The sequence below is a fragment of the Labrys miyagiensis genome (assembly GCF_030160835.1).
Taxonomy (GTDB): domain Bacteria; phylum Pseudomonadota; class Alphaproteobacteria; order Rhizobiales; family Labraceae; genus Labrys; species Labrys miyagiensis.
The window spans coordinates 169,863-193,981 of sequence record NZ_BSPC01000024.1; the positions used below are offsets into that span (position 1 = coordinate 169,863).

The window sequence follows — 24,119 nt, forward strand, 5'->3', positions numbered from 1 at the left end:
TTTCCGGCAGATTCCCGGGAACTTTCCGCAAATATGGCTGTTCTCCTGCCATGAAATGCGGCGTCGGAGCTGAATTCAGCCGGCTGCCGCTTCAAAAGCCCTCATGAAAGGCTGCCCCAGCCCCGTCATCCGGAGTTCGACCATGCATATCCGCTATGGCTATACCATCGAGATCGAGACGGCCCAGCCCACCACGCTCCTGACCGCGCTCGATGTCGAGGCGGCTCGCCGGCGCGATATCGTCTTCGAACATCCCTTTCTGGTGAGCGGCCCGGCAAGGGTCGACGGCTTCACCGATCCCTATGGCAATCGCTGCCGCCGCATCGCGATAGGAGCCGGCGTGACGCAATTGTCCTGCCATGGCGTCATCGCCGATAGTGGCCAACCGGATGTCTCGGCGCCGGACGCACCGCTGGTGCCCGTGGCCGCCCTGCCCACCGATACGCTGCCCTTTCTGCTGGCCAGCCGCTATTGCGAGACGGACCTGCTCGCCCCCTTCGCCTGGTGGAAATTCGGTGGCATCGAGGGGGGATGGGCCAAGGTACAGGCCATCTGCGACTTCGTGCACGACCGCGTGACCTTCGGCTACGAGACTGCCCGCGCCACCCGTACGGCGATGGAGACCTTCGAGGAATGCGTGGGCGTGTGCCGGGATTTCACCCATCTGGCCGTCACGCTCTGCCGCTGCCTCAACATTCCCGCGCGCTACTGCAACGGCTATCTCGGCGATATCGGCGTGCCGCCTGATCCGGCGCCGATGGATTTCAATGCCTGGTTCGAAGCCTATCTCGGCGGGCGCTGGTACACGTTCGATGCCCGCCACAATGTGCCGCGCATCGGCCGCATCCTGGTGGCGCGCGGGCGCGACGCCATGGATATCCCGATGCTGCAATCCTTCGGCCCGCATATCCTGCGCCGTTTCGAGGTGACCACCGAGGAAGTTCCCGATTTCAACTACGCGGTTGCGGCTGAATAGGCCCCGCCTTTGCGGAGGACGCATCCATGTCCACGAAACCTGGCAAGCGCGCCGACAAGGAACTCGACAAGGCGCTCGACAGGTCCCTGGCCGAGAGTTTTCCGGCGAGCGATCCTGTTTCCCTCACCCGTGCCCCAAACCACGGGCACGCTTCCGAACGGCCGGCGGCGCGGGCCGATCGGAAGGCGCCCCTCGTTTCGACGAGTGCCGAGGGGCAGCCCGATAAGCGTAAATAGGGGAAGCGCCGATGCCGACCGAACCCCAAGGGCCTGCACCTGGTCCCCTCGAATCGCCGACCCCCCTCGAGGTGCCGCAGCCCGTGCCGCCGGTCGGAATACCGGCGCCGACACCCGACACCATCTCGCCGGGCGAGCCACCGGGCATTCCGCCCGGCTCGCCGCAGGAGGAGCCGCAACCTCCCGATCCGCAACCGGACCGGGAGGAGTAGAAGGAACACAATCCCAACCGCTCAGGGAGGCTGTCATGGCAAAGACAATCAAGCCCTCGGACGATTTCTCAACCCACAAGCATTTCTATGAAGACTTTCTGCGACTGACGCTGATCGTCATTTTTATGTTGCTTTCCCATGCCGTCGGCCTTGCTATCGGCGGGACTGCGCATATGTGGTTTACAGCAGCCCTCGGCATCGGCGCCTCTATCGTGGCGGCGATTGTGGGAGCGGCAATCAAGGGGCTCGACTGGAAGCCGGGCGCCGTGGTTCTCATCCTGCTTTTGCTGGTGCTGCTGATGGCAAATGCATGATTCCCTGTAGCGTTTTGCGATTTGACGGAACCTGCCAGAATCGCAAAGACGCGTCAAAACAGGGGGTTAGAGCAATGGGCGGTTGCGTGTAGACGCGCTTTGCTCTAGGGGAAGAACAAGGGCATTTTCGAATTCTTAGGAAATTGTAACTGAACTTAGTGCCGATTGGCGCGTTATCTATCCGGCAAACGATACTGATTTGAAGGAATATCAGGGGTACGTGACATGACGAATGACCTGCTTGCCATCTTCTCGACCTTGCTGGCCCTTGGCCTGTGCACCGTCTACGCGACGCGGACCCGAGAACTTGCCCGCGTCAGGGTTATCGCCAGGCGTTCCCGGCGGCTGCCGCCTCGCGGTTGAGCTTCGCTCCCGCCGCACATCATCCATTCATCCATAGAGTAGTCGAGGGAGGAGCCGGTGTTCCTCCCTTTTTTGTACCTTTGGGGATTGTTAAAAAATAAGTGCTTCAAGCACGACGCTGCCGATTTCCCTTCCCCCCTGGGAAGATCCCGCGTCGTGCTTCAAGCACTGATTTCTCAACGATCCCCAGGCGTCAGACTCTCTTGCCTCCGCTGCTTTCCCACCACAACGCGCAAACGCTCTCGTTCCCACGCCCTTTCCGGCTGGGTTGATGAGGAGACCGGGCGATGGCGGCTGCGGGGCAGCCGTGAAGGCATGATCATGGAAGATGCAGGCCGCACTGTCGGTGCAGGCCGCCATCGCCCCGTTCCGGCTGCCCGGCACGCTGACAAGGCGCGCAAGACCACCTGTTTTTTCCGCCTTATGAAGGCGGAGGCGAGCCGGGAGCGGATGGCACGGACCATCCGAACCTGAGCCAGCCGGCTCGGTGAAGGGGCTCAGCGCTGCAGTCCTGGCCGGACAGTGGCATGAGCCGTCTTCACCGCATCGGCGGGACGTGGGACGAAGGCGTTGCCGGGCTCAAGCCCGTCACGCTCCGTCCAGGGATCACAGGGCACTTCCATGGGGTGCCGATCCCGTCTGTCCCGCTCGTCACCCCTGGAGGCCGGCTTCGAAAGAAGCAGGACCGCCATACGCCTACCCGCTTGGACAGGCTGTCGGGGTGGATGGAGGCGTTCGGGGCCGGGTTGTACAGACGCCGGCCGCTGACGCCTCATTCCGTTAGGGAATAAAACACGGCAACGAACGAAAGTCAATAGTCGTTCTATGTTTGTCCAGAGAAATCAGGTGAAGGCCTTTATGGTCATCCCGTGCGCACTGCGCCACGCAATGGTGCGATGCAGACAGACCAAACAATTGCTTGGTCCGGGGATCGCGCGAAGAGAAGGCGCTTTTCGCGATCCCGGATCTGCGAAGCGGCATTGCATGCCGCATCGCGTCCGGGATGACCATAATAAGCGCTTCAGGCGGCGCGCCTCTTCTACTCCCTGAACACCGGCTTGCCGATTCACTTCTTTTTCAACGCCCCTCAGGCGTTCCAAAACTTCAGCCATCGATCGCGGCCCTGACCCGCCGCGATAGCTGCTCCAGCGAGTAGGGCTTGTGCAGCGGCCGGCTGTCGGCTCCCTTGACCTGCACGTCTCCGTTCTCGTCGGGTGCGTAGCCGGTGGTGAAGAGCACCTTGAGGTTCGGCACCCGCGCAAGGGCGAGGGAGGCGAGTTCGCCGCCGTTCATTTCCGGCATGACGAGATCGGTGAAGAGCAGGGTGATCGGCTGCCCGGCCGAGACGACATCGAGGGCTTCGCTGGCGGAGGCGGCCTCGACGACATTGTAGCCGAGGCCCTGCAGCGCCCCCACCGCCATGGCCCGCACCCTGTCCTCGTCCTCCACAACCAGCACGGTTTCATGAGACTGGCCGGGGACTGTCGCAAGCGGAGTGCGCAACTCGGGCTTCTGGCTCTCGACCCTCTCTGAGCGTGGCAGATAGAGGCGGATGGTGGTGCCGCTGCCGAGTGCGGTGTCGATGGTGACATGCCCGCCCGTCTGCCGCACGAAGCCGAAGACCTGGCTGAGCCCGAGCCCCGTGCCCTTGCCGACTCCCTTGGTGGTGAAGAAGGGATCGAAGGCGCGGGCGGCAACTTCGTCCGACATGCCGGTGCCGGTATCCGTGACGGCGACGCTGAGATAAGGACCGGCGGGTATGCCGAACTCCTGCGCCAGGCGCCGCGGCAGCATCACATTGGCAGTCTCGATGCGCAGCTCGCCGCCATCGGGCATGGCGTCGCGCGCATTGACGGACATGTTGAGCAGGGCGTTTTCGAGCTGGCTCCTGTCTGTCTCCACTACCCAGCTGTCGGGCGCAAGCACCGTGGCGATGTGGATGTGCTCGCCCAAGGTGCGCGACAGGAGGTCGGTCATGTCGTGGATCATGGCGTCGGCGCTCACCGGCTCCACCGTCAGCGGCTGCTGGCGCGAAAAGCCGAGCAGGCGCCGGGTGAGGGCGGCCGCTCGTTCGGCGCCGTCCAGCGCGCCGTCGATATAGCGGTCGACATCCGTCTGCCCGCGCGCCAGCTTGCGCTTGAGCAGGGTCAGCCCACCGATGATCACCGCCAGCATGTTGTTGAAGTCATGCGCGATGCCGCCGGTAAGCTGGCCGAGCGCCTCCACCTTGTGCAGTTGGTGCAGGCTGTTCTCGGCCGCCACACGGGCGGCGACCTCGCTCTGGACGCGCTGCTCCAACGTCTCGTTGAGGTCGCGCAGCTTGTTCTCGACCTCGGTCTGCTTGGAGATGTCGGTGTTGGTGCCGAGCCAGCGGATGATGCGGCCGCTGTCATCCGTCACCGGTGCGACGCGGGTGAGGAAGGGCCTGAACAGGCCGTCCTTGCCGCGCAGGGGAAACACCATCTCGAAGGCCGTGCCTGTCTTCAGCGACTTGCGCCAGCGCCTGATCACGGCGGGCAGCACCGTGCGGTCATGCACGGAGCGCCAGCCCCAGCCCCTCATCTGTTCTTGCGTACGGCCCGTATAATCATACCAGCGCTTGTTGTACCAGTAGATGCCACCATGGGCGGCGGCCATCCAGCACAGGGTCGGGATGTTCTCGGCCAGGGTGCGGAAATTGGCTTCGCTCTCGCGCAGCGCCATCTCCGCCGCACGGATCCGCAGCAGTGCCCGCACGGAGGCAACCAGCTCGGCCGGTTCGCAGGGCTGCGCCAGATAGGAGTCAGCGCCCGCCTCCAGGCCACGCGTGCGGTCACGCCCCGAGACGAAAGAGGCGGAGGTCTGCACGACCAGCGTCTCAGGGTAATCCTGCTTGATGATGCGGCAGACATCGAAACCGCTCATGTCGGGCAGCTTGACGTCGAGCAGCACCAAGGTGGGCCGCCTTTCCTTGACGAGCACCAGGGTTTCGAAGCCGGATGCCGCCTCGATCACCTCGAATTCCGCAGCGCGGCCGAGGGCCCGACTCTTGGCGTGGCGCGCGGCCCCGTTACCATCGGCGTTGAGAATGAGATTCGTGCGGCGGGGCATCGCGATGCACCATCAGCTGAGCCGCAGGTGCCTGGGAAGGTCGGTGCATACCGCTCCGTTCCGCAAGCAGGACCAAGTCACCTTGGGGACTATCCACACCACGGGCATTACACAGTGAGTCATTATTCCCGAAATCGGGACCGCTGGAAAGGCCGGTCTTCCCAAACGAAACCCCGGATGCGCCGTCGCATCCGGGGATAAGATTGAGGCTCACCGGCATTGCCGGCCAGACCCATCGATCGGGCCGGCCTCAGTGCCATTGCTGGCGGCTATACCAGCTCTCCACTTCCGCCTTCGCCTTGTCCTTGGCGATGCCATAGCGTTCCTGGATCTTGCCTTCGAGCTGGTCCTGCTTGCCTTCGACGACATCGAGGTCATCTTCGGTGAGCTTGCCCCATTGCTCCTTCACCTTGCCCTTGACCTGCTTCCAATTGCCTTCGACACGGTTCCAATCCATGGGAATCTCCTTGATGGTGGGATGTCGGGAAAACGTCCGGTCGCGGATAAGGTTCCGGCAGTGGAGCAGGGATTTTCCGCAGTGCGGGATCGAAGGAGCAGCGCGACTTCGACCTTTTTGGCATTACCGGGCTGGTATCGGTATACTAGAGCAAAGCGCATTTAAGCGTAAACACTGCCTTGCTCTGACTCTCTGTTTCGACGCGTCTTTGCGATTCCTGCCGATTCCGTTAAATCGCAAAACGCTTTAGCAAACGTCCTGGCCGGTGGACGGCATCTGGGTGCTCGGGCCGCTTCTGTGGCACGAGGCAACCTTTCGCCGCTCCGCTGGTTTTCCTCCGACTGGATCCGACAAGGACGCCTCATGGCAACAGCCGAGAGCCCGATTCCGCGGGCGACATACCGCCTGCAGTTGAACTCCCGCTTCACCTTCACCGATGCCGGCGCGCTCGCGCCCTATCTGGCGCAACTGGGCGTCAGCCACGTCTATGCCTCGCCATTCCTCAAGGCGCGGCCGGGCAGCACGCATGGCTATGACATCGTCGACCATGACGCCCTCAATCCCGAACTCGGAACGTCCGAGGATTTCGCCCGCATGAGCGAGGCTTTCCGCAGCCACGGGCTCGGCCTCATCCTCGATTTCGTGCCCAATCACATGGGGGTCGGCGGGGCCGACAACCCCTTCTGGCTCGACATGCTCGAATGGGGGCCGGCCTCGGACTATGCCGGCTGGTTCGATATCGACTGGCAGCCCGAAGGCCCGCATCTGGCCGGCAAGGTGCTCATTCCCGTGCTCGGCGGCCAGTATGGCGCGGTGCTTGCCGATGGTGGCCTGGAACTGCGCTTCGACGAGGCGGCCGGCGAGCTGGCGGTGTGGGCGCATGGCGTCCACAAGCTGCCCGTCTATCCCGGCCATTACGTCCGCATCCTCGGCGGCGCTCATGCCGAGCTCGAGAAGCTGGGCGACGCCTTCTCGCATCTTGCCGGCTTCCGCCCCCACGAGCAGCGCCGTGTACGCGAGCTCAAGGCGCAGCTCGCGGCGCTGGTGGCCGAGGATGCGCAGGCAGCGACCGCCGTCGCGCAGGGCGTGGCTCGCTTTGCCGGCAAAGCAGGCGATGTCGAAAGCTGGCTGCGGCTCGACCGGCTGATCGCCGACCAGCATTGGCGTGTGGCCTTCTTCCGCGTCGCCGCCGACGACATCAATTATCGCCGCTTCTTCAACATCTCCGACCTCGCAGGCCTGCGCATCGAGCATGAGGAACTGTTCGATCACGCCCATCGCCTCGTCTTCGAACTGATCGGGCAGGGCACGCTCGATGGCCTGCGCATCGACCATATCGACGGGCTGCTCGATCCCAGGACCTATTGCCTGCGCCTGCGCGAAAAGGCGCCGCAGCCGATTTATCTCGTGGTCGAGAAGATCCTCGGCCCCGGCGAAGAACTGCGCGAGGACTGGCAGGTGGATGGCACCACCGGCTACGAATTCGCCAACCTGCTCACCCATCTCCTGATCGACCAGGCCGGCGAACCGCGCCTGAGCGAGCTCTATCGCCGCTTCAGCGGCGAAAGCCGCACCTTCGATGCCATCATGCGCGAGTGCAAGCTCGCCATCATGGAAGATGAGATGGCAAGCGAGCTCGGCGGCCTGGCGCGCGAGGCGGCCCGTATCGCCCGCTCCAATCCACGCACCGCCGATTTCACCCGCAACGTGCTGCAGCGCGCCCTGCGGGAGATCGTGGCGGGCTTCCGGGTCTACCGCACCTATGTCGACCCGGCCGGCGCCAGCAAGACGGATCTCGTAGAGCTGGGCCATGCCGTGGCCCGCGCGCGCCGCACGGGGAGCGGCATCGATCGGTCCGTGTTCGATTTCCTGTTCTCCGTGCTGAGCTGCGAGGCGGTCGCCAAACCGGGCAGCGGCTTCAGCCGCCAGGATGTGCTGCGCTTTGCGATGAAGTTCCAGCAATATACCGGCCCGGTGATGGCCAAGGGCGTGGAGGACACGGCCTTCTACCGCTACAACCGCTTCGTGGCGGCCAATGAGGTCGGCGGCCATCCCGGACGGCTCGGCAGCAGCGTCGCGGCCTTCCACGCCGCCAATCGCGCTCGCCATGCGGGCGCCATGCTCGGCACCTCGACGCACGACACCAAGCGCGGTGAGGACTGCCGGGCCCGGCTCGCGGTGCTGAGCGAGATCGCCCCTGATTTCGCCGAGGCCGTGCTCCGCTGGCAGGGGATGCTGGGCAGCAGCGCGGCAATGCCCGACAGCAACGACATCTTCCTGTTCTGCCAGTTGCTGGTCGGCGCCTGGCCGCTCGAGTCCGGGTCACTGGAGGGTTTCGAGGAGCGCATCCAGGCCGCCATGCTGAAATCGGTGCGCGAGGCCAAGGTCCACACCAACTGGGCCGCGCCCGACGAGGATTACGAGGTGGGGCTACGCGCCTTCATCGCCGGGGCCTTCGCCAATCAGGCGTTCCTCGCGGATTTCACGGCCTTCCAGGAGCGCATCCTGCCGCTCGGCGCCGCCAACAGCCTGGTGCAGACCGTGCTGAAATTCACCGTGCCCGGCGTGCCCGACCTCTATCAGGGCGCCGAAGGCTTCGACCTCAGCCTGGTCGATCCCGACAATCGCCGCCCGGTCGACTGGGTCTGGCGCAGCAGCCGGCTCGGCGGGGCCGGGCAGCCGATCGCCGCCTGCGACCTTGCGGATGGCAGCGCCAAGCTCGCCGCCACCGCCAAGCTCCTGGCCCTGCGCCGGGAACACGCTGCGCTCTTCGCCGAAGGCGAGTACCAGCCGATCGAGCTGGAGGACGAGCGCCTCATCGCGTTCTCACGCCAGCATGGCGAGGGCTCGATCATCGTGGCGGCGGCGCGCTTTCCCAGCCGCGGCGCGGCCGGCGGCCTGTTGCCGCTGCCCTCGCGGCGCCCCCTTTATTGCGACATACTGTCCGGACGCCAGATCACGGCGGGGACCGAGGGGATCGACGTTGCCATGCTGCTCGCGGATCTGCCTGCCGCCGTGCTGATGCCGGTACATCCCACTGCTGTCCGGAGATCGCGGCGATGATGGAACTTCCCGTCCATCGCACTCCGCACTTCGGGCCCTTCGTCCGCGACGGCAGGGTCGTGTTCCGCTTCTGGGCCCCGAAGCAGCGCTCGGTGCGCCTGCAGTTCGACGGAACAACGCTGCCCATGCAGAGCCATGGCGGCTGGCACAGCCTGGAGACGACGGCCGGCTTCGGCTGCCGCTACTGTTTCGTGCTGGAAAACGGCCAGGCCGTGCCCGATCCCGCCAGCCGCTTCCAGCCCGCGGATGTGCACGGTCCGAGCGAACTGGTCGATCCCGCGGCTTATCGCTGGCGCAACACGGCGTGGCGGGGGCGGCCCTGGCACGAGACGGTGCTCTATGAACTGCATGTCGGTACCTTCACGCCGGAAGGCACCTTCGCCAGTGCGGCCCGCCGGCTCGAGGATCTCGCGGAGCTCGGCGTCACGGCCATCCAGCTCATGCCGGTGGCCGATTTCCCGGGCCGCCGCAACTGGGGCTATGACGGCGTGCTGCCCTTCGCGCCGGATGCCGCCTATGGGAGGCCGGAGGACCTGAAAGGCTTCATCGACACGGCACACGGCCTCGGCCTCTCGGTGATGCTGGATGTCGTCTACAACCATTATGGCTCGGAGGGGAATTACCAGCCGCTCTACGCGCCCGTCTTTACAGAGCGGCATGAAACGCCCTGGGGCGCCGCCGTCAATTACGATGACGAAGGCTCCGCCGAGGTCAGGGCCTTCGTGATCGAGAATGTGCTCTACTGGCTGGAGGAATTCCGCTTCGACGGATTGCGCTTCGACGCCGTGCACGAGATCCGCGACTCCAGCGAATTCCATCTCCTCGATGAAATCCGCACAGCCGTGAGCACCGTCGCTGCCGACCGGCCCATCCATCTCGTCCTGGAGAATGAGGAGAATTCGGCGGGCTGGCTCACCCGGCGCGAGGGCGAAGCGGTGGGCTTCACCGCGCAATGGAACGACGACATGCATCATGTCCTGCATGTCGCCGTGACCGGAGAGAACTCGGCCTATTACGGCGATTATACCAATCGCCCACGCCTGCTGGGGCGGGCGCTCGCGGAGGGCTTTGCCTTCCAGGGGGAAAGGATGCCCTATCGCGGGCGTCCGCGCGGCGAGGCTTCGGCCCATCTGCCGCCGGATTCCTTCATTGCCTTCCTGCAGAATCATGACCAGGTGGGCAACCGCGCCACCGGGGACCGTATCCATCACAATCATCCGCTTGCGGCAGTCAGGGCGGCGGCGGCGATCTACCTTCTGGCGCCGCAGATCCCCATGCTGTTCCAGGGCGAGGAGTGGGCGGCCTCGACGCCGTTCACCTTCTTCTGCGACGTCGACGCCGAGCTGGCCGAGAAGGTGCGGGAAGGGCGCCGCAACGAGTTCTCGCGCTTCCCCGAATATGCCAAGCCCGAAGCCCGCGCGACGATCCCCGATCCGGGGAGCGAGCAGACCTTCCAGTCGGCCAAGCTGCGCTGGCGCGAGCGCGAGGATGCGCCCCATGCCGACATGCTGGCCTGGTATCGGCGCATCCTGGCCGTGCGGGTCAGCAAGATCGTGCCGCTGATTCCGGATTTCGTGCAGGGCGGGCGCTATAAGGTGGGCGAGCAGGGGGTGGTAGAGGTGCGGTGGGAGGGGGAGAGCGGCACGGTCCTGACCGTCGCTCTCAACCTCAGCGCCACGCCCAGGCTGCTGGATGAGGTGGTCGAAGGCCGGCCCGTCTGGATCGAGGGGCACAAGGTCGGAGCAGCCCTCGCGCCCTGGACGGTGGTCTGGACCCTCAGGCCATGAACTGTCATCAAAAAATTATGCTTTGGGCACGGAACCGAACCATCTCCGCCATGTTTGGTGGTGAGGCTGCGTAGCGTTTTCGCCGAGTCGTTTCTTTGCCTTCATCCTCAGGAGAGACCGATGCCGAAGCATCTGCCGCTGCGCCCCCAGCTTTATGCCGAAAAAGTCGAAGCGCTGATTGCAAGAGCCGTCCTGGAGGGCGGTTCCCTCGACCTGCATCGTGAAGCTGAACGCATCGCGGTGAGTTGCGGCATGTCACCGGCAATGGCACGCATGGATTTCCAGAAGACCGCGCATTTCATCGGCCACAAGGCGCGCCTTGGCGCCAGGGCGAAGGTGAGAATCCCGGATTTCAGCTAAAGCGTTTTGCGATTTGACGCCAATGCGCTAGCTTGAAAATCCGCTTCTGCCCGGACGCAATTTGCCTTAGGGATCAAGGGATAGCACGGATATGACAGCCGCCATGCGTCGGCGGTTTCGAGACGCCCTGGGAGGGAACCCTTCGAGGTTCCGGGCGTTTTCTCTTACCACCCCAGACCGGGAGAGAAGTTGATGACGCAAAACCTCACTCAGAAGATCCGCGACAAGGCCCGCGAATTATGGGAGCTGGAAGGCTGCCCCGAGGGCCGCGAGCTTCTGCACTGGGACATGGCCCGCGAGCTGGTGATACAGGAGAATACCGCCGAGTTTACGCTGGTGCCGGAGAATCCCGAGGGCAACGACATCATCGACGCCGTTGCCGCGCTCGACAATCTCCGCGAAGTGCCCGATCTCAGTCACAAGGGCGAGGAGCATGCCGGCTCTGGCCCCTATATCGATCCGGGACGCCCGATAAAGATCGTGGGCGGGCGGTTCTGAGGTGCTTCTGGAGTGGCGGTCTCCGACCGCCATCTACTCTCTTCGCACAAACCCCTTTTCCAGACTGGCGGTCGGAGACCGCCACTCCGTAGCAAAAATCACCCGAAAAGCTTGCCTGGAGCCGGCAAGCTGCTTACTGCGAACGCTGACCTAACTGATGGAAAGCGTCCGCATGTCTGCCTCTTTGAACCGCCTCGTCGATGACGCCCTGGCGATCGCCTTTTCTGCCTGCGGACTGCCCACCGAAACCGCCCGCGCCACCCGCTCCACTCTGCCCGATCTCGCCGATCTGCAGTGCAACGGCGCCATGCCGCTTGCCAAGGGCATGAAGCGCAATCCGCGCGAGCTCGCCGAGGCGATCGCCGTGGAGCTGAGGAAGAACCCGGCGTTCAAGGACGTCTCGGTGGCCGGCCCCGGCTTCCTCAACCTGCGCATCGCCGACGATTTCCTGGCCCAGTGCGCTTCCGAACAGGCGGCATCATCGGACCTCAATATCGTCCAGCTCCCGCCTGATACGGTGGTGCTCGATTATGGCGGGCCGAACGTCGCCAAGCCGCTGCATGTCGGGCATCTCAGGGCGCTGGTGATCGGCGAGAGTCTGCGGCGCATCCTCGACGCCCAGGGCCTCCACACCGTCTCCGACATCCATCTCGGCGATTGGGGCCTGCAGATGGGCCAGCTCATCTCCGAGATCCGCCTGCGCTGGCCCGATTTGCCGCTCGGCGCCACGCCGGCGCTGACCATGGAAGATCTGCAGCGCCTCTATCCGGAAGCCGCCGCCGCCTCCAAGGCCGATCCCGCCCGCATGGAACTCGCCCGCGCCGCCACCGCCGCCCTGCAGGCCGGCGATCCCGACGCCACGGCGATCTGGCAGGCGCTGCGCGACATCTCGCTCAAGGCCCAGCGCGAGGATATCGACCTACTCGGCACCCATTTCGATCTCTTCCTCGGCGAGAGCGATGTGCAGCCGCTGATCCCCGGCATGATCGCCGACATGGTCGCCAAGGGCGTGGCCGTGGAGGACCAGGGCGCCCTCATCATCGATGTCGCGACGCCCGGCGAGGCCAAGCCACTGCCGCCGCTCCTCCTGCAGAAGTCGGACGGGGCGGCGCTCTATGCCACCACTGACCTCGCCACCATCGTGGCGCGCGTGCGCGACCAGGATCCCAGGCGCATCGTCTATGTCGTCGACCAGCGCCAGGAACTGCATTTCCGCCAGGTTTTCCGCGCGGCGGAGAAGGCGGACATCGCTCCGGGTGTCGAGCTTGTTCATGCCGGCTTCGGCACGGTGAACGGCGCCGACGGCAAGCCCTACAAGACACGCGAGGGCGGCGTCGCCCAGCTCAAGGACCTGCTCGGCGAGGCCATCGAAAAGGCCGGGGAGCGGCTGCGCGGCGATGATCCCTCGCTCGACCGCGAGCAACTCGCCAGGCAGGTGGGCCTGGCGGCGGTGAAGTTCACCGACCTCTCCTCCTACCGCATCTCCGGCTACATCTTCGACGCCGACCGCATGGTGACCTTCGAGGGCAAGACCGGCCCCTATGTGCAATATGCCTGCGTGCGCATCGGCTCGATCCTGAACGAGGCTGAGCTGAGCCAGATCCATCCGGGTGCGATCGTCCTCACCGAGCCGACGGAGCGCGCCCTGGTGCTGGAATGCGCCCGCCTGCCCGAAGTGGTGGCTTCTGCCGCCCGCAACCTCGCGCCCAACGAGGTCGCCGACTACATCTTCGGCGTTGCCCAGAGCTTCAGCCGCTTCTACGACGCCTGCCATGTGCTGAATGCCGATACCGACGTGCAGCGGGCCTCCCGTCTTGCCCTGTGCGGCCTCGCCCGCGCCGTGCTGGCCAAGGGCCTCTGGCTGCTTGGTATCGACGTGCCGGAGAAGATGTAAGTTCCGATGCACGGGCAGGATGCCCGTGCACCCGGAAGAGCCCCTTCCCGACGCGACGAATTGCTGATAGCTGAACGCTGTATTTGACAGACAAATAGGACAGGGCGGAGACGCATGAGCCAGCATTCCATCGCGATCGTCGGCGTGGGCAAGATTGCCATCGACCAGCATCTGCCCGTCATTGCCAAGAACCCGGCCTTCCGCCTCGCTGCCCTGGTCAGCCAGCGCGGCATCGAGCAGCCCGGCGTGCCGACTTTCCGCACGCCGGCCGAACTCTATGCCGCCATGCCCGACCTCGATGCCGTGGCGATCTGCACCCCGCCTGCGGTGCGCCATGCCGTGGCGCTGGAGGCGCTCAATGCCGGCATGAACGTCCTGCTCGAAAAGCCGCCGGCGCCGACGGTGAGCGAACTGGCCGATCTGCAGCGTCAGGCCGCGGCCCGGCGCTGCGTGCTCTTCGCCACCTGGCATTCGCAATACAACAAGGGCGTGGCGGAGGCGAAGAAGCGCCTTGCAGGCAAGAAGATCGCTTCCCTTGCCATCACCTGGAAGGAGGATGTGAGGCGCTGGCATCCCGGCCAGGAATGGATCTGGCAGCCAGGCGGCTTCGGCGTGTTCGATCCCGGCATCAACGCGCTCTCCATCCTCACCGAGATCGCGCCGGAACCCTTCTTCGTGACGGCGGCGACACTCGCCTATCCCGCCAACCGCGACACGCCGATCGCCGCCTCGCTCACCTTCTCCTCCAGCGCCGGAGTGCCGCGCGCTTCGCTGACGGCCGAGTTCGACTGGCGCCAGACGGGCGACCAGACCTGGACAATCGAGATCAAGACCGAAGACGGCACCACGCTCACGCTGATCGACGGCGGCTCGAAGCTGGCGGTCAACGGGGTGATGACCGTGTCCGAGCCGATGGCCGAGTATGAAGGCATCTATGAGCGCTTCGCCGGACTGCTGGACGGAGGCGAAAGCGCGGTGGACGTGGCGCCGTTCCATCTGGTGGCGGATGCGATGGTGGTGGGCAAGCGCGAGGTGGTGGAAGCGTTCGAGTGGTGAGACAAGGGACGTAGGGCGCAACGTGAAGCCTCCCCCAGCTTTGTGGGGGAGGCTGGCGCCGCGCCCTTCCCCCTCACGGCGTCGGCGCATCCCTGTCGATCAACCCTTTCGCCTTTAGATCCGCCCAGAACCCCTTCGGGATCGGCGCGTGGTGCGAGGCGACATTCGCCTCCACCTCACTCGGCTTCACCGCACCGGGGATCTCCGAGACCACGGCCGGATGGGCCAGCACGAATTGCAGCGCCGCCGCCGGCAGCTTCACGTCATGCGCCCGGCAGATTTCCTCGATGTCGCGCACCTTCTTCTGGATCTCCTCCGGTGCATTGGCATAGCCATATTTCGAGGTGCTGCCCGAGCCCGTGGCGAGGATGCCGGAGGCGAGCGGCGAGCCGATGATCACGCTGACGCCGCGCTTCACGCAGTCGGCCATGCCGGTATGCAGCGGGCCCTGGTCGAGCAGCGTGTAGGGCATGGCGACCAGCACGAAATCGAGGTCCACCAGGGGCGCCACCGTCTCCAGCGCCTCCTTCGTGTTGATGCCCATGCCGATGGCCTTGATCTCGCCGCGCTTCTTCAATTCCTCGAGCGCCTTGATGCCCGAGTGCACGAGATCCTTCTTGCGATAGTCGAAATCCGGTCCCTGATAGGCGGCGTCGAGGTCGTGGATGGCCAGCGCGTCGATGGTATTCATGCCGAGCCGCATCATGGACTGCTCGTAGGAGCGCATGATGCCGTCATAGCTGTAATCGTAGCGGTGCTGGAACTTCATGCCGCCCAGCCACATCTGAGACTTGAAGGTCGGTGGATCGAAGGGCCGCTCCAGGATGCGGCCGACCTTGGTGATGAGCTGGTATTCGTCGCGCGGCCGCTGCCGGAGGCTGTAGCCGAGCCGATGCTCGGCGAGGCCGAGGCCATACCAGGGGGCGGTGTCGTAGAGACGCACGCCGGCATTCCAGGCCGCGTCGATGGTGGCCCTGGACTCTTCTTCCGTGACGAGGTTGTAGAGTTCGCCCAGATGCGCCGAACCGTAGCCGAAAGTCGGCACGGTCAGCGAGGTCTTGCCGACGCGGCGGCGCTCGAATTCCTTCGGCATTCATTCCTCCCCAAGGGATTTTTCTCAAACGATTTTTGGGTTTTGCTGCAGGATCTTAGCAGGCGCAGAAGCCTAAATTGTCAGACCAAAATTCGTTTGACAAGGTTTTTGGGCACTGACAGAACAAGCAAGAAGCGGCCGTGATCGCTGTGACGGGGAGTGATGGAAAGTACCGTTTTCGCGGGCATTTCCTCCGATCTGAACGGATCATGAGGGAGGGAAGGCAGTGTGACGCCGAGCGGCACCTATCCGATGCTCTACGCCTTCTTCGATGAGGCGGGCGCGCTCCGGCGCAGCGCTCTCACGCGCCAGATCGAGGCAGCGCTGAGGGCCGGTTCCGCCGGCGTCGCCATTCTGGGTCTCGCCACCGAGGCCAACAAGCTCACCCGCGCCGAAAAGCGGGCCTTGATCGAATGGACCCATGCCGATCTCGCCGGCCGCGCCCCGCTTGTCGTGACTGTCGGCGAGCCGAATCTCACCGAGACAATCGAGAGCGCCCGGGCGGCGCGTGCCGCCGGCGCCGGCTGGCTGATCCTGCAGCCGCCGCGCCCGCCGATCTCCTCGCGCGAGCTCATCCGCTATTTCGGCGCCGTGGCCGAGGCGGTCGATGCTCCCATCGGCATCCAGAACGCGCCTGAGTTCCTCGGCGTCGGCCTGTCCCCGGCGGAGCTGGTGGAACTCAACGACGCCCATCCCAATGTCAGCATCGTGAAGGCGGAGGCGAGCGCGCTGGCGGTCGGCCACCTCATCGACGTGCTCGACCGGCGCATGGCGGTGTTCAACGGCCGCGCCGGGCTGGAACTCACCGACAATTACCGGGCGGGGGTCGACGGCATGATCCCGGGCATCGAGCTGATCGACCTGCAATGCGGGGTCGAGCGCGCCATGCGCTCCGGCAATGACGTCGAGGCCGAGGCGCTCTACCGCCACCTCCTGCCCTTTGTCGCCTTCGCCATGCAGGGCATCGAACATCTGGTGCTGCACGGCAAGCTCCTGGCGGCGCTGCGGCTGGGGCTGGTGCCGAGCGGACGGCGAATTCCCTCCGATCCACTCACCGCCCGGGGCGAAGCCTGGGTGCGCCGCTTTGCCGGGGAGTTGGGGCCGCTGGTGTTTTGAGATTTGGAGGGAAGGTCTTCAGGAATTCCAGAACGAGGCGCAACGCAAAGCCTCCCTCACGAAGCTGGGGGTATCGCGCACACTTTGTGTGCGCTGGGACGAACGAAGTGAGGTCGGAGGGGGTGTGGGCGGAGTGAGGCACTCGGAACGTGACCTCAGATTGACGTTTCCCGTGTTTTATTCTGACCACACCCCCTCCGTCACGACTTCGTCGCGACACCTCCCCCAGCTTCGTGGGGGAGGCTTCCAGCGCCTTCGCCAGATTATGAAGCGCGTGTTCCATCTGGCGTGAGGAAGCCCTCACCCATACCTGTGCAGCCCCGCGCCATGTGCCTTCAGCCAGGCCTTGGCTTCTTCGGTGCGCGGGCAGAGCTGGCGGCAGAGGCGCCAGAAGCGGGGGGAGTGGTTCATCTCCTTCAGGTGCGAGACCTCATGGGCTGCGAGATAGTCGAGCACGAAGGGCGGGGCCAGGATCAGGCGCCAGGAGAAGGCGAGTGCGCCCGTGGAGGAGCAGGAGCCCCAGCGGCTGGCGGTGTCCTTGACGCTCACCGGCCCATGCTTGACCCCGAGCGCCTGGGTGTGGCGCGTCACGGCCGCCTGCAGCTCCTTCAGCGCCTGTTTCTTCAGCCAGTCGGTCAGGCGGCGCGGCAGATGCTTGATGTCGCCATGCACGGCCAGCACCGGCGGGCTGCCCGCTTCCTGCTTCACCGTGCCCCGCCCTTCGGCCCGGTGCTCGATGCGGTGGGGCACGTCGCGAAAGGGCACCAGGGCGCCGGGCATGAAGGTGACGTCCTGCGCGAGCTTGGCGAGCTTCAGCGCGATCCAGCCGGCATGCTTGTCGGCAAAGGCCTTGGCGGTAGCCAGGCTCCCGCGCGCCGGCATGGAGAGCACGATATCGCGCTGCGCCGTGCGCACCCTCAGCGTGTAGCGGCGCGCCGAAGCCAGCCGCCTCACGGCGACCGGATAGGTGGTCGTCCCAATCCTGACCTCGATATGGGCAGGCTCGGGCGGCAGCGTGCGTCGGAACAGCGAAATCATGCTCGAATCAGGGTCCAGGCTGCATCATAACCCGGATCGGGAAGGTGGGCATGGTAGGGGCGATCAGCAAGAGGCATTCGAAGGTAGACACGGCGCGTCATTCCGGGCGACTGAAAGGAGACCCGGAATCTATGAATACCACCCTGCCAAGGTCGTGTTCATAGATTCCGGCTCTTCGCTTCGCTGCGGCCGGAATGACGCGCCGCCCTTACCAATGCAACGATCAGGGATGCCGCCATGACCCCCGGCCCCAGCCCCTGGTGGCATCCCCTCGCCCACCAGGACCGCCGCCCCTTCCTTCTCGGCCGCAGCCGGCTGCTGGAGGGCCTGCGCGCCTTCTTCGCCGTAAGGGACTTCACCGAGGTCGAGACCGCCATCCTGCAGGTCTCGCCCGGCAACGAGACGCATCTGCATGCCTTCGCCACCGACCTCGTCGATGCCGATCTCTCCGTCCATCGGCGCTATCTGCATACCTCTCCGGAATTCGCCTGCAAGAAGCTGCTGGCGGCCGGGGAGCAGCGCATCTTCACCTTCGCCAAGGTCTTCCGAAACCGCGAGCGCACGGGCACCCACCACCCCGAATTCACCATGCTGGAATGGTATCGGGCCGGCGAGCCCTACCAGGCGCTGATGGCCGATTGCGCCCGCCTCCTGGCGCTTGCCGCCGAAACGGGACAGCGCCGGCGCTTCTCCTGGCGCGGCGTGGAGACGGACCCTTTCGCCGAGCCCGAGCGGCTCAGCGTCGCCGAGGCTTTCGAGCGTTTCGCCGGCATCGACCTGCTCGCCACCCTCGATACCGACGGTGCCAGCGACCGTGACGCGCTCGCCGCCGCCGCCCAAGCCGCGGGGGTGCGGGTTGCCGAGGACGACACCTGGTCCGACATCTATTCTGGCGTGCTGGTGCAGACGATCGAGCCGCATCTGGGGCAGGGGCAGGCAACCATCCTCTATGAATATCCCAGCGTCGAGGCTGCGCTGGCCCGCCGCACGGCTCATGATCCCCGGGTTTCGGAGCGCTTCGAGCTCTATGCCTGCGGTGTCGAGCTCGCCAATGCGTTCGGCGAGCTGACCGATCCCGTCGAACAGCGCCGCCGCTTCGAGGCGGAGATGGACGAAAAGCAGCGCATCTATGGCGAGCGCTACCCGATCGACGAGGAGTTCCTCGCCGCGCTCGCCATCATGCCCGAGGCGAGCGGCATCGCCCTCGGGCTCGACCGCCTCGCCATGCTGGCCACCGGCGCCAGCCGCATCGAGCAGGTGATCTGGACCCCGGTATCGTAGGACCCCAAATTGGGGGGCGGGTCTTCAGACCCGCCACTTCGCCTGCACGCAACGAGATAGCCGGGTCTGAAGACCCGCCCCCCAAAACGCCCTGTGCCACACGGCACTGAATCCGCCCGTCCGCTCGGACAGGATGATCGGGCTGGGTCGGGTTCCTGGCGATCATATCGCCCGGCGGCGTGTGGGCCGCCGATTTTTCGGAGTGAAGGCAATGAAACTCGTCCTTGCTGCGGCACTCGCTCTGGGTGCGCTGACGGCCAGCGTATCGGCATCCTCGGCCATGCCCCTGGCACCCAAGACCGCCGACGGCGCCGGCCTGGTGCAGGATATACGCTGGGGCTGCGGCTTTGGCTGGCACCCCAATTATTGGGGGCGCTGCGTCCCCGATCAGCGCGTCTATTACGGGTATCCGCGATATTACGGCTGGTACGGACGGCCGCATTATAATTATCGCTGGCACCGCTGGTAGGCGCGCCACAATCTCGACAAACCCGCCTGCGAAGGTCCGCTCATGCCGTTGACGCGGCACGAGACTTGATCCGCGAGAGACTCCATTTCACCCGCCGGCCGAAAGGTCGGCGGTTTTTTTATGGGCATGGCAGAATCTGGCCGGCCGCTCACGAAGCCGTGAGAAAAAAATTGCGGCGTCAGAGAACCGATGACGGATCTGCTCCGTATAGACATCGACCGTCACGCACATTGTTCAACCTGGTCAAGCGTGATGATCCCCGAAAGTCAGATGATGTAAAGGCCGGAGAATATCTTCTTCGGCGATAGAGAAGGCTTGCCTTCGTCCAAAGGAGAACCCGATGTCTATGAAATCACTGCTGCTCGCCACCAGCCTGGTGGGCTCGCTGTTCGCTGCGAATATTGCCTACGCCGATGTGATGGTCGGCGGCGCGGCGATGTATTCAAACAAGAACATCGTACAGAACGCCGTCAATTCGGCCGATCACACCACGCTGGTCGCCGCCGTCAAGGAAGCCGGCCTGGTCGATGCCCTGCAGGGCAAGGGCCCCTTCACGGTCTTCGCGCCCGTCAACGCCGCCTTCGCCGCTTTGCCTGCCGGCACGGTTGATACCTTGCTGAAGCCTGAGAACAAGGCCACGCTCACCAAGATCCTCACCTACCATGTCGTGCCCGGCAAGCTCACCTTCGTGACGCTCAAGAAGATGGTGCAGCAGGGCGGCGGCAAGGCCGAACTCAAGACGCTGGCCGGCGAGGATCTCACCGCGATGCTGAACGGCCCCAACAACATCACCATCACCGATGCCAAGGGCGGCACCGCCGACATCACCATCTATGACGTGATCCAGTCGAACGGCGTTATCCATTCCATCGACAAGGTGCTGATGCCGTAAGGGCACCGCACCCAGGCCTCCCCCACGAAGCTGGGGGAGGTGGCCCGGCGAAGCCGGGTCGGAGGGGGTGTGGCCAGAACAGGGCATCAGAAACGCCGCGTCCCGTCCACCGCGCAACGCACCAACACCGCGAGGTCATCGCCATGGCCGCACCCGCCATCCATCCCCTTCTCGTGCGCATCACCCACTGGACCAATGCGGCCACGGTGATGGTGATGATCGCCAGCGGCTGGCAGATCTACAATGCCTCGCCCATCCTGCCCTTCCGCTTTCCCGAGGCTCTCACGCTGGGCGGCTGGCTTGGCGGCGCGCTGCTCTGGCACTTCGCCGCCATGTGGGTGCTGGCCCTGAATTTCACGGTCCTCATCGGCTACGGCCTGCTCTCCGGGCGCTATCGCCGCAAGCTCTGGCCGATCCGCCCGCGCGAGATCCTCGCCGATGTTGCGAGCGCGCTGCGCGGCCGGCTCGCCCATGCCGATCCCTCTCACTACAACGCGGTGCAGAAGCTGCTCTATGCCGGTGTGCTCGGGCTGATCGGTCTCATCATGCTGTCCGGCCTCGCCATCTGGAAGCCGGTGCAATTGCAGGGGCTGACGGCTTTGTTCGGCGGCTTCCAGGGGGCGCGGCTCGTGCACTTCCTGGCCATGGCGGGGATCGTCGGCTCCATCCTTATCCATGTCGCTATGGCCTTGCTGGTGCCGAGGACGATCCGCGCGATGGTCACGGGGCGCTGATGCCTGGGACCGCCGTCCCGGGTGCGCGGACGTCTCGTCCGCCTCTTCCCGTCCCCCAACAGCAGTGTGTCCAGGATGCGGACGTCGCGACATGCGAGCATGTCGCTGTGACGTCCGCGCACCCGGGAGACACCCGGGAACAGGAGATCCCCATGCTCAAACGCCCCATCTCCGGTATCGACACCGGCCTTCTCCTCAAGGACGCGGGCAAGCTCCTCCCCGCCCCCTCGCGCCGTCTCTTCCTACGCCAGATGGCCGGGCTCGGTTCGCTGGTGGCGCTCACCGGCTGCTCCGTCACCGACAGCTCGTCGGCGGAGGTCCTGCTGCGCACGGTCTCGGCCTATAACGACTGGGTGCAGGCGCGCCTGTTCAGTCCCGACCGCCTGGCGCCGGAATTCAGCCGTGCCGAGATCACCGATCCCTTCCCCTTCAACGCCTTTTATGGCGAGGAGGACGCGCCCGAGGTCGACGTGGCTGACTGGCAGCTCGCCGTCGGCGGCCTGGTGGCCGACAAGTCCGCCTGGACACTCGATCGCCTCGACGCCCTGCCCACGCGCTCGCAGATCACCCGCCATGTCTGCATCGAGGGCTGGAGCGCCATCGGCGAATGGAGCGGCCCGCCGCTGGCCGATTTCCTGCGTCTCGTCGGCGCCGATCTGTCGGCCCGCTATGTCGGCTTCCGCTGCGAGGATCGCTATGTCACCAGCCTGGACATGCCGACCGCCCTGCATGCCCAAACGCTGATCGTCACGAAATTCGCTGGCAAGACCCTGCCGCGCAAATATGGCTTCCCGATCAAAGTGCGCGTGCCAACCAAGCTCGGCTTCAAGAACCCCAAGCATGTCAACGAGCTCTGGGTGACCAACGACTATCCTGGCGGCTTCTGGGAAGACCAGGGCTATAATTGGTTCAGCGGGTTGTAACGGGGAGCGCGGACATCTTGTCCGCATCTTGGAAACGCCGCGTCTGAAGGAGGGGAAGATGCGGACATCGCGACATGCAAGCATGTCGCTGTGATGTCCGCGCTCCCAGTCTTACGCCGCCGCTTCCTTGGAACGGTCGTGCCTCTTGCGCTCGTTGGGGTCGAGATAGACCTTGCGCAGGCGGATCGACTTCGGCGTCACTTCGAGGAGTTCGTCGTCCTGGATCCAGGCGATCGACTTCTCCAGCGTCATCTTGATCGGGGGCGTCAGGCGCACGGCCTCGTCCTTGCCGGAGGCGCGGACGTTGGTGAGCTTCTTGCCCTTGAGCACATTGACCTCGAGGTCGTTCTCGCGCGTATGCTCGCCGACGATCATGCCCTGATAGACCTTCCAGCCGGGCTCGATCATCATCGGGCCGCGATCTTCCAGGTTCCACAGCGCATAGGCCACGGCCTCGCCGGCGTCGGTCGAGATCAGCACGCCGTTGCGGCGGCCGGCCACTTCGCCCTTGAACGGCGCATATTCATGGAACAGGCGGTTCATCACGGCGGTGCCGCGCGTGTCGGTGAGCAATTCGCCCTGGTAGCCGATCAGGCCGCGCGTCGGCGCGTAGAACACCAGGCGCTGGCGGTTGCCGCCGGAGGGGCGCATCTCGATCATGTCGGACTTGCGCTCCGACATCTTCTGCACGACCACGCCCGAGAATTCCTCGTCGACGTCGATCACCACTTCCTCGATCGGCTCGAGGATGTTGCCGTCGGCATCCTTCTGGAAGACGACGCGCGGACGCGAGACGCCGAGCTCGAAGCCCTCGCGGCGCATCACCTCGATCAGGATGGCGAGCTGCAATTCGCCGCGACCGGAGACGATGAACGAGTCCTTGTCGGCCGATTCCTCGATCTTCAATGCGACATTGCCCTCGGCTTCCTTGAGCAGGCGGTCGCGGATGACGCGGCTGGTGACCTTGTCGCCTTCGGTGCCGGCGAGCGGGGAGTCATTGACCGTGAAGGTCATCGACACCGTCGGCGGATCGATCGGCTGGGCGACGATGCCCTGGGTGACCTCAAGCGCGCAGAACGTATCGGCCACGGTGCCAAGCGTCAGGCCTGCGATGGCGACGATGTCGCCCGCCTCGGCCTCTTCCACCGGCTGGCGCTCGATGCCGCGGAAGGCGAGAACCTTGGAGACGCGGCCCTGCTCGACCACGGTGCCGTCGACGCCGATGGCCTTGACCGGCATGTTGGCCTTGAGCACGCCGGAGGAAATGCGGCCGGTGATGATGCGGCCGAGATAGGGATTGGCTTCCAGGATGGTGCCGAGCATGCGGAAGGGGCCGGGTTCGACGGTCGGCTGCTTGACGTGCTGGAGGACGAGATCGAACAGCGGCGCCATGCCCTGGTCCTGCGGGCCATCGGCGGCAAGCGCCATCCAGCCCTGCTTGGACGAACCATAGAGGATGGGGAAGTCGAGCTGGTCGTCGGTGGCGTCGAGCGCGGCGAAGAGATCGAAGACTTCGTTGACGACCTCGCCGGGGCGGGCGTCGGGCTTGTCGACCTTGTTGATGGCGACGATGGGCTTGAGGCCGATCTTCAGCGCCTTCGAGACGACGAACTTGGTCTGCGGCATCGGGCCTTCGGCGGCGTCGACCAGCACGATGGCGCCGTCGACCATGTTGAGGATGCGCTCGACCTCGCCGCCGAAATCGGCGTGGCCGGGGGTGTCGACGATGTTGATGCGGGTATCCTTCCAGACGATCGACGTCGCCTTGGCCAGGATGGTGATGCCGCGTTCCTTTTCGAGGTCGTTCGAATCCATCACGCGCTCGGCCACGCGCTGGTTGTCGCGGAAGGCTCCGGACTGGCGCAGCAGCTGGTCGACGAGGGTGGTCTTGCCATGGTCGACGTGTGCGATGATGGCGATATTGCGAAGTTGCATGGTAAAACCGGGTTCCTGCGCCAGCTAACCGCTTCCGGCTGGCGCTTTGCGAGATGTCTGTTCGGATTTTGCGCCGCAATATCACAGGTCAGGGTGTGGCGGCAATGGCTTCCGGGTGCACGGGCATCCTGCCCGTTCTTTCTCATCCCATGGGCATGGCGATTCAAGAACGGGCAAGATGCCCGTGTACCCGGAAAGGCTCTGGCCGATGGCGCAAGGCGCGACCTTCTCGGCTTCGGCGACCGCATCGCGGAAGACGGCCTCGCTCATGGTGTCATAAGTCGTGTGGTTGAAGGTGGTGCATCAGATCGACGTGATCTTGCGATCATGCC

Annotated in this window: 23 protein-coding genes; 17 read left to right on the top strand and 6 right to left on the bottom strand. The window is 64.9% G+C overall.

The features are described 5' to 3' along the window. Positions 1-142: 142 nt before the first annotated feature. The 5 genes from QQL24_RS13990 to QQL24_RS14010 all read left to right on the top strand — a co-directional run bounded on the left by QQL24_RS13990 (position 143) and on the right by QQL24_RS14010 (position 2,101). Positions 143-976, top strand: a complete 834-nt coding sequence (locus QQL24_RS13990) for a transglutaminase-like domain-containing protein (RefSeq protein WP_284312790.1) — start codon at positions 143-145, stop codon at positions 974-976. A 26-nt stretch (positions 977-1,002) separates the two neighbouring features. Continuing rightward, entirely contained in the window at positions 1,003-1,212 is a 210-nt protein-coding gene (locus QQL24_RS13995) for a hypothetical protein (protein WP_284312791.1), read from the top strand. Positions 1,213-1,223: 11 nt separating this feature from the next. Then, positions 1,224-1,424, top strand: coding sequence for a hypothetical protein (locus tag QQL24_RS14000; protein ID WP_284312792.1), 201 nt, complete (start codon positions 1,224-1,226; stop codon positions 1,422-1,424). Positions 1,425-1,459: 35 nt separating this feature from the next. Beyond that, positions 1,460-1,738 carry a hypothetical protein gene (locus QQL24_RS14005; protein WP_284312794.1) on the top strand — a complete coding sequence of 93 codons (279 nt, stop codon included), beginning with the start codon at positions 1,460-1,462 and terminating at the stop codon, positions 1,736-1,738. 225 nt (positions 1,739-1,963) lie between these two features. Then, positions 1,964-2,101, top strand: a complete 138-nt coding sequence (locus QQL24_RS14010) for a hypothetical protein (RefSeq protein ID WP_284312795.1) — start codon at positions 1,964-1,966, stop codon at positions 2,099-2,101. A gap of 497 nt (positions 2,102-2,598) precedes the next feature. On the opposite strand, the gene QQL24_RS14015 is transcribed toward QQL24_RS14010, so the two are convergent. The 3 genes from QQL24_RS14015 to QQL24_RS14025 form a co-directional block, all read right to left on the bottom strand. Then, positions 2,599-2,724, bottom strand: coding sequence for a hypothetical protein (locus QQL24_RS14015; protein WP_284312796.1), 126 nt, complete (start codon positions 2,722-2,724; stop codon positions 2,599-2,601). A 481-nt stretch (positions 2,725-3,205) separates the two neighbouring features. Then, positions 3,206-5,191 (bottom strand): response regulator, encoded by a 1,986-nt coding sequence (locus tag QQL24_RS14020; RefSeq protein ID WP_284312797.1) that lies wholly within the window; start codon positions 5,189-5,191, stop codon positions 3,206-3,208. A gap of 250 nt (positions 5,192-5,441) precedes the next feature. After that, positions 5,442-5,648, bottom strand: coding sequence for a CsbD family protein (locus QQL24_RS14025; RefSeq protein WP_284312798.1), 207 nt, complete (start codon positions 5,646-5,648; stop codon positions 5,442-5,444). Between the two features lie 363 nt (positions 5,649-6,011). Between QQL24_RS14025 and treY the strand changes: the two genes are divergently transcribed. The 6 genes from treY to QQL24_RS14055 all read left to right on the top strand — a co-directional run bounded on the left by treY (position 6,012) and on the right by QQL24_RS14055 (position 14,306). Continuing rightward, complete coding sequence (treY, locus tag QQL24_RS14030; protein ID WP_284312799.1) at positions 6,012-8,711, top strand: malto-oligosyltrehalose synthase; 2,700 nt, start codon at positions 6,012-6,014, stop codon at positions 8,709-8,711. Continuing rightward, complete coding sequence (gene treZ / locus QQL24_RS14035; RefSeq protein ID WP_284312800.1) at positions 8,708-10,498, top strand: malto-oligosyltrehalose trehalohydrolase; 1,791 nt, start codon at positions 8,708-8,710, stop codon at positions 10,496-10,498. Before treY ends, treZ begins: the two co-directional genes overlap by 4 nt. A gap of 120 nt (positions 10,499-10,618) precedes the next feature. Further along, on the top strand, positions 10,619-10,858 hold the full coding sequence (locus QQL24_RS14040; RefSeq protein ID WP_284312801.1) for a hypothetical protein: 240 nt from the start codon (positions 10,619-10,621) through the stop codon (positions 10,856-10,858). 192 nt (positions 10,859-11,050) lie between these two features. After that, complete coding sequence (locus QQL24_RS14045; RefSeq protein WP_284312802.1) at positions 11,051-11,356, top strand: DUF2934 domain-containing protein; 306 nt, start codon at positions 11,051-11,053, stop codon at positions 11,354-11,356. Between the two features lie 172 nt (positions 11,357-11,528). Continuing rightward, positions 11,529-13,250 (top strand): arginine--tRNA ligase, encoded by a 1,722-nt coding sequence (argS, locus tag QQL24_RS14050; protein ID WP_284312804.1) that lies wholly within the window; start codon positions 11,529-11,531, stop codon positions 13,248-13,250. A gap of 114 nt (positions 13,251-13,364) precedes the next feature. Further along, the gene (locus QQL24_RS14055; RefSeq protein ID WP_284312805.1) at positions 13,365-14,306 is read left to right on the top strand and encodes a Gfo/Idh/MocA family protein; all 942 of its coding nucleotides are present in this window, start codon (positions 13,365-13,367) and stop codon (positions 14,304-14,306) included. 73 nt (positions 14,307-14,379) lie between these two features. On the opposite strand, the gene QQL24_RS14060 is transcribed toward QQL24_RS14055, so the two are convergent. After that, positions 14,380-15,399 (bottom strand): aldo/keto reductase, encoded by a 1,020-nt coding sequence (locus QQL24_RS14060; protein WP_284312807.1) that lies wholly within the window; start codon positions 15,397-15,399, stop codon positions 14,380-14,382. Between the two features lie 228 nt (positions 15,400-15,627). Between QQL24_RS14060 and QQL24_RS14065 the strand changes: the two genes are divergently transcribed. Next, positions 15,628-16,515, top strand: coding sequence for a dihydrodipicolinate synthase family protein (locus tag QQL24_RS14065; protein ID WP_284312808.1), 888 nt, complete (start codon positions 15,628-15,630; stop codon positions 16,513-16,515). A gap of 300 nt (positions 16,516-16,815) precedes the next feature. On the opposite strand, the gene QQL24_RS14070 is transcribed toward QQL24_RS14065, so the two are convergent. Next, the gene (locus QQL24_RS14070) at positions 16,816-17,553 is read right to left on the bottom strand and encodes a M48 family metallopeptidase (RefSeq protein WP_284312809.1); all 738 of its coding nucleotides are present in this window, start codon (positions 17,551-17,553) and stop codon (positions 16,816-16,818) included. A gap of 237 nt (positions 17,554-17,790) precedes the next feature. Between QQL24_RS14070 and epmA the strand changes: the two genes are divergently transcribed. From epmA to QQL24_RS14095, 5 genes are all read left to right on the top strand, one after another. Further along, complete coding sequence (gene epmA / locus QQL24_RS14075; protein WP_284312810.1) at positions 17,791-18,834, top strand: EF-P lysine aminoacylase EpmA; 1,044 nt, start codon at positions 17,791-17,793, stop codon at positions 18,832-18,834. Between the two features lie 211 nt (positions 18,835-19,045). Further along, positions 19,046-19,303 (top strand): GCG_CRPN prefix-to-repeats domain-containing protein, encoded by a 258-nt coding sequence (locus tag QQL24_RS14080; RefSeq protein WP_284312811.1) that lies wholly within the window; start codon positions 19,046-19,048, stop codon positions 19,301-19,303. Between the two features lie 340 nt (positions 19,304-19,643). Continuing rightward, the gene (locus QQL24_RS14085) at positions 19,644-20,195 is read left to right on the top strand and encodes a fasciclin domain-containing protein (RefSeq protein WP_284312812.1); all 552 of its coding nucleotides are present in this window, start codon (positions 19,644-19,646) and stop codon (positions 20,193-20,195) included. Positions 20,196-20,338: 143 nt separating this feature from the next. Further along, a complete protein-coding gene (locus tag QQL24_RS14090; protein WP_284312813.1) occupies positions 20,339-20,929 on the top strand; it encodes a cytochrome b/b6 domain-containing protein in 591 nt (196 codons plus the stop codon). Positions 20,930-21,081: 152 nt separating this feature from the next. Beyond that, positions 21,082-21,852 carry a molybdopterin-dependent oxidoreductase gene (locus QQL24_RS14095; protein ID WP_284312814.1) on the top strand — a complete coding sequence of 257 codons (771 nt, stop codon included), beginning with the start codon at positions 21,082-21,084 and terminating at the stop codon, positions 21,850-21,852. Positions 21,853-21,963: 111 nt separating this feature from the next. On the opposite strand, the gene typA is transcribed toward QQL24_RS14095, so the two are convergent. Next, complete coding sequence (typA, locus tag QQL24_RS14100; protein ID WP_284312815.1) at positions 21,964-23,787, bottom strand: translational GTPase TypA; 1,824 nt, start codon at positions 23,785-23,787, stop codon at positions 21,964-21,966. Positions 23,788-24,119: the final 332 nt, after the last annotated feature.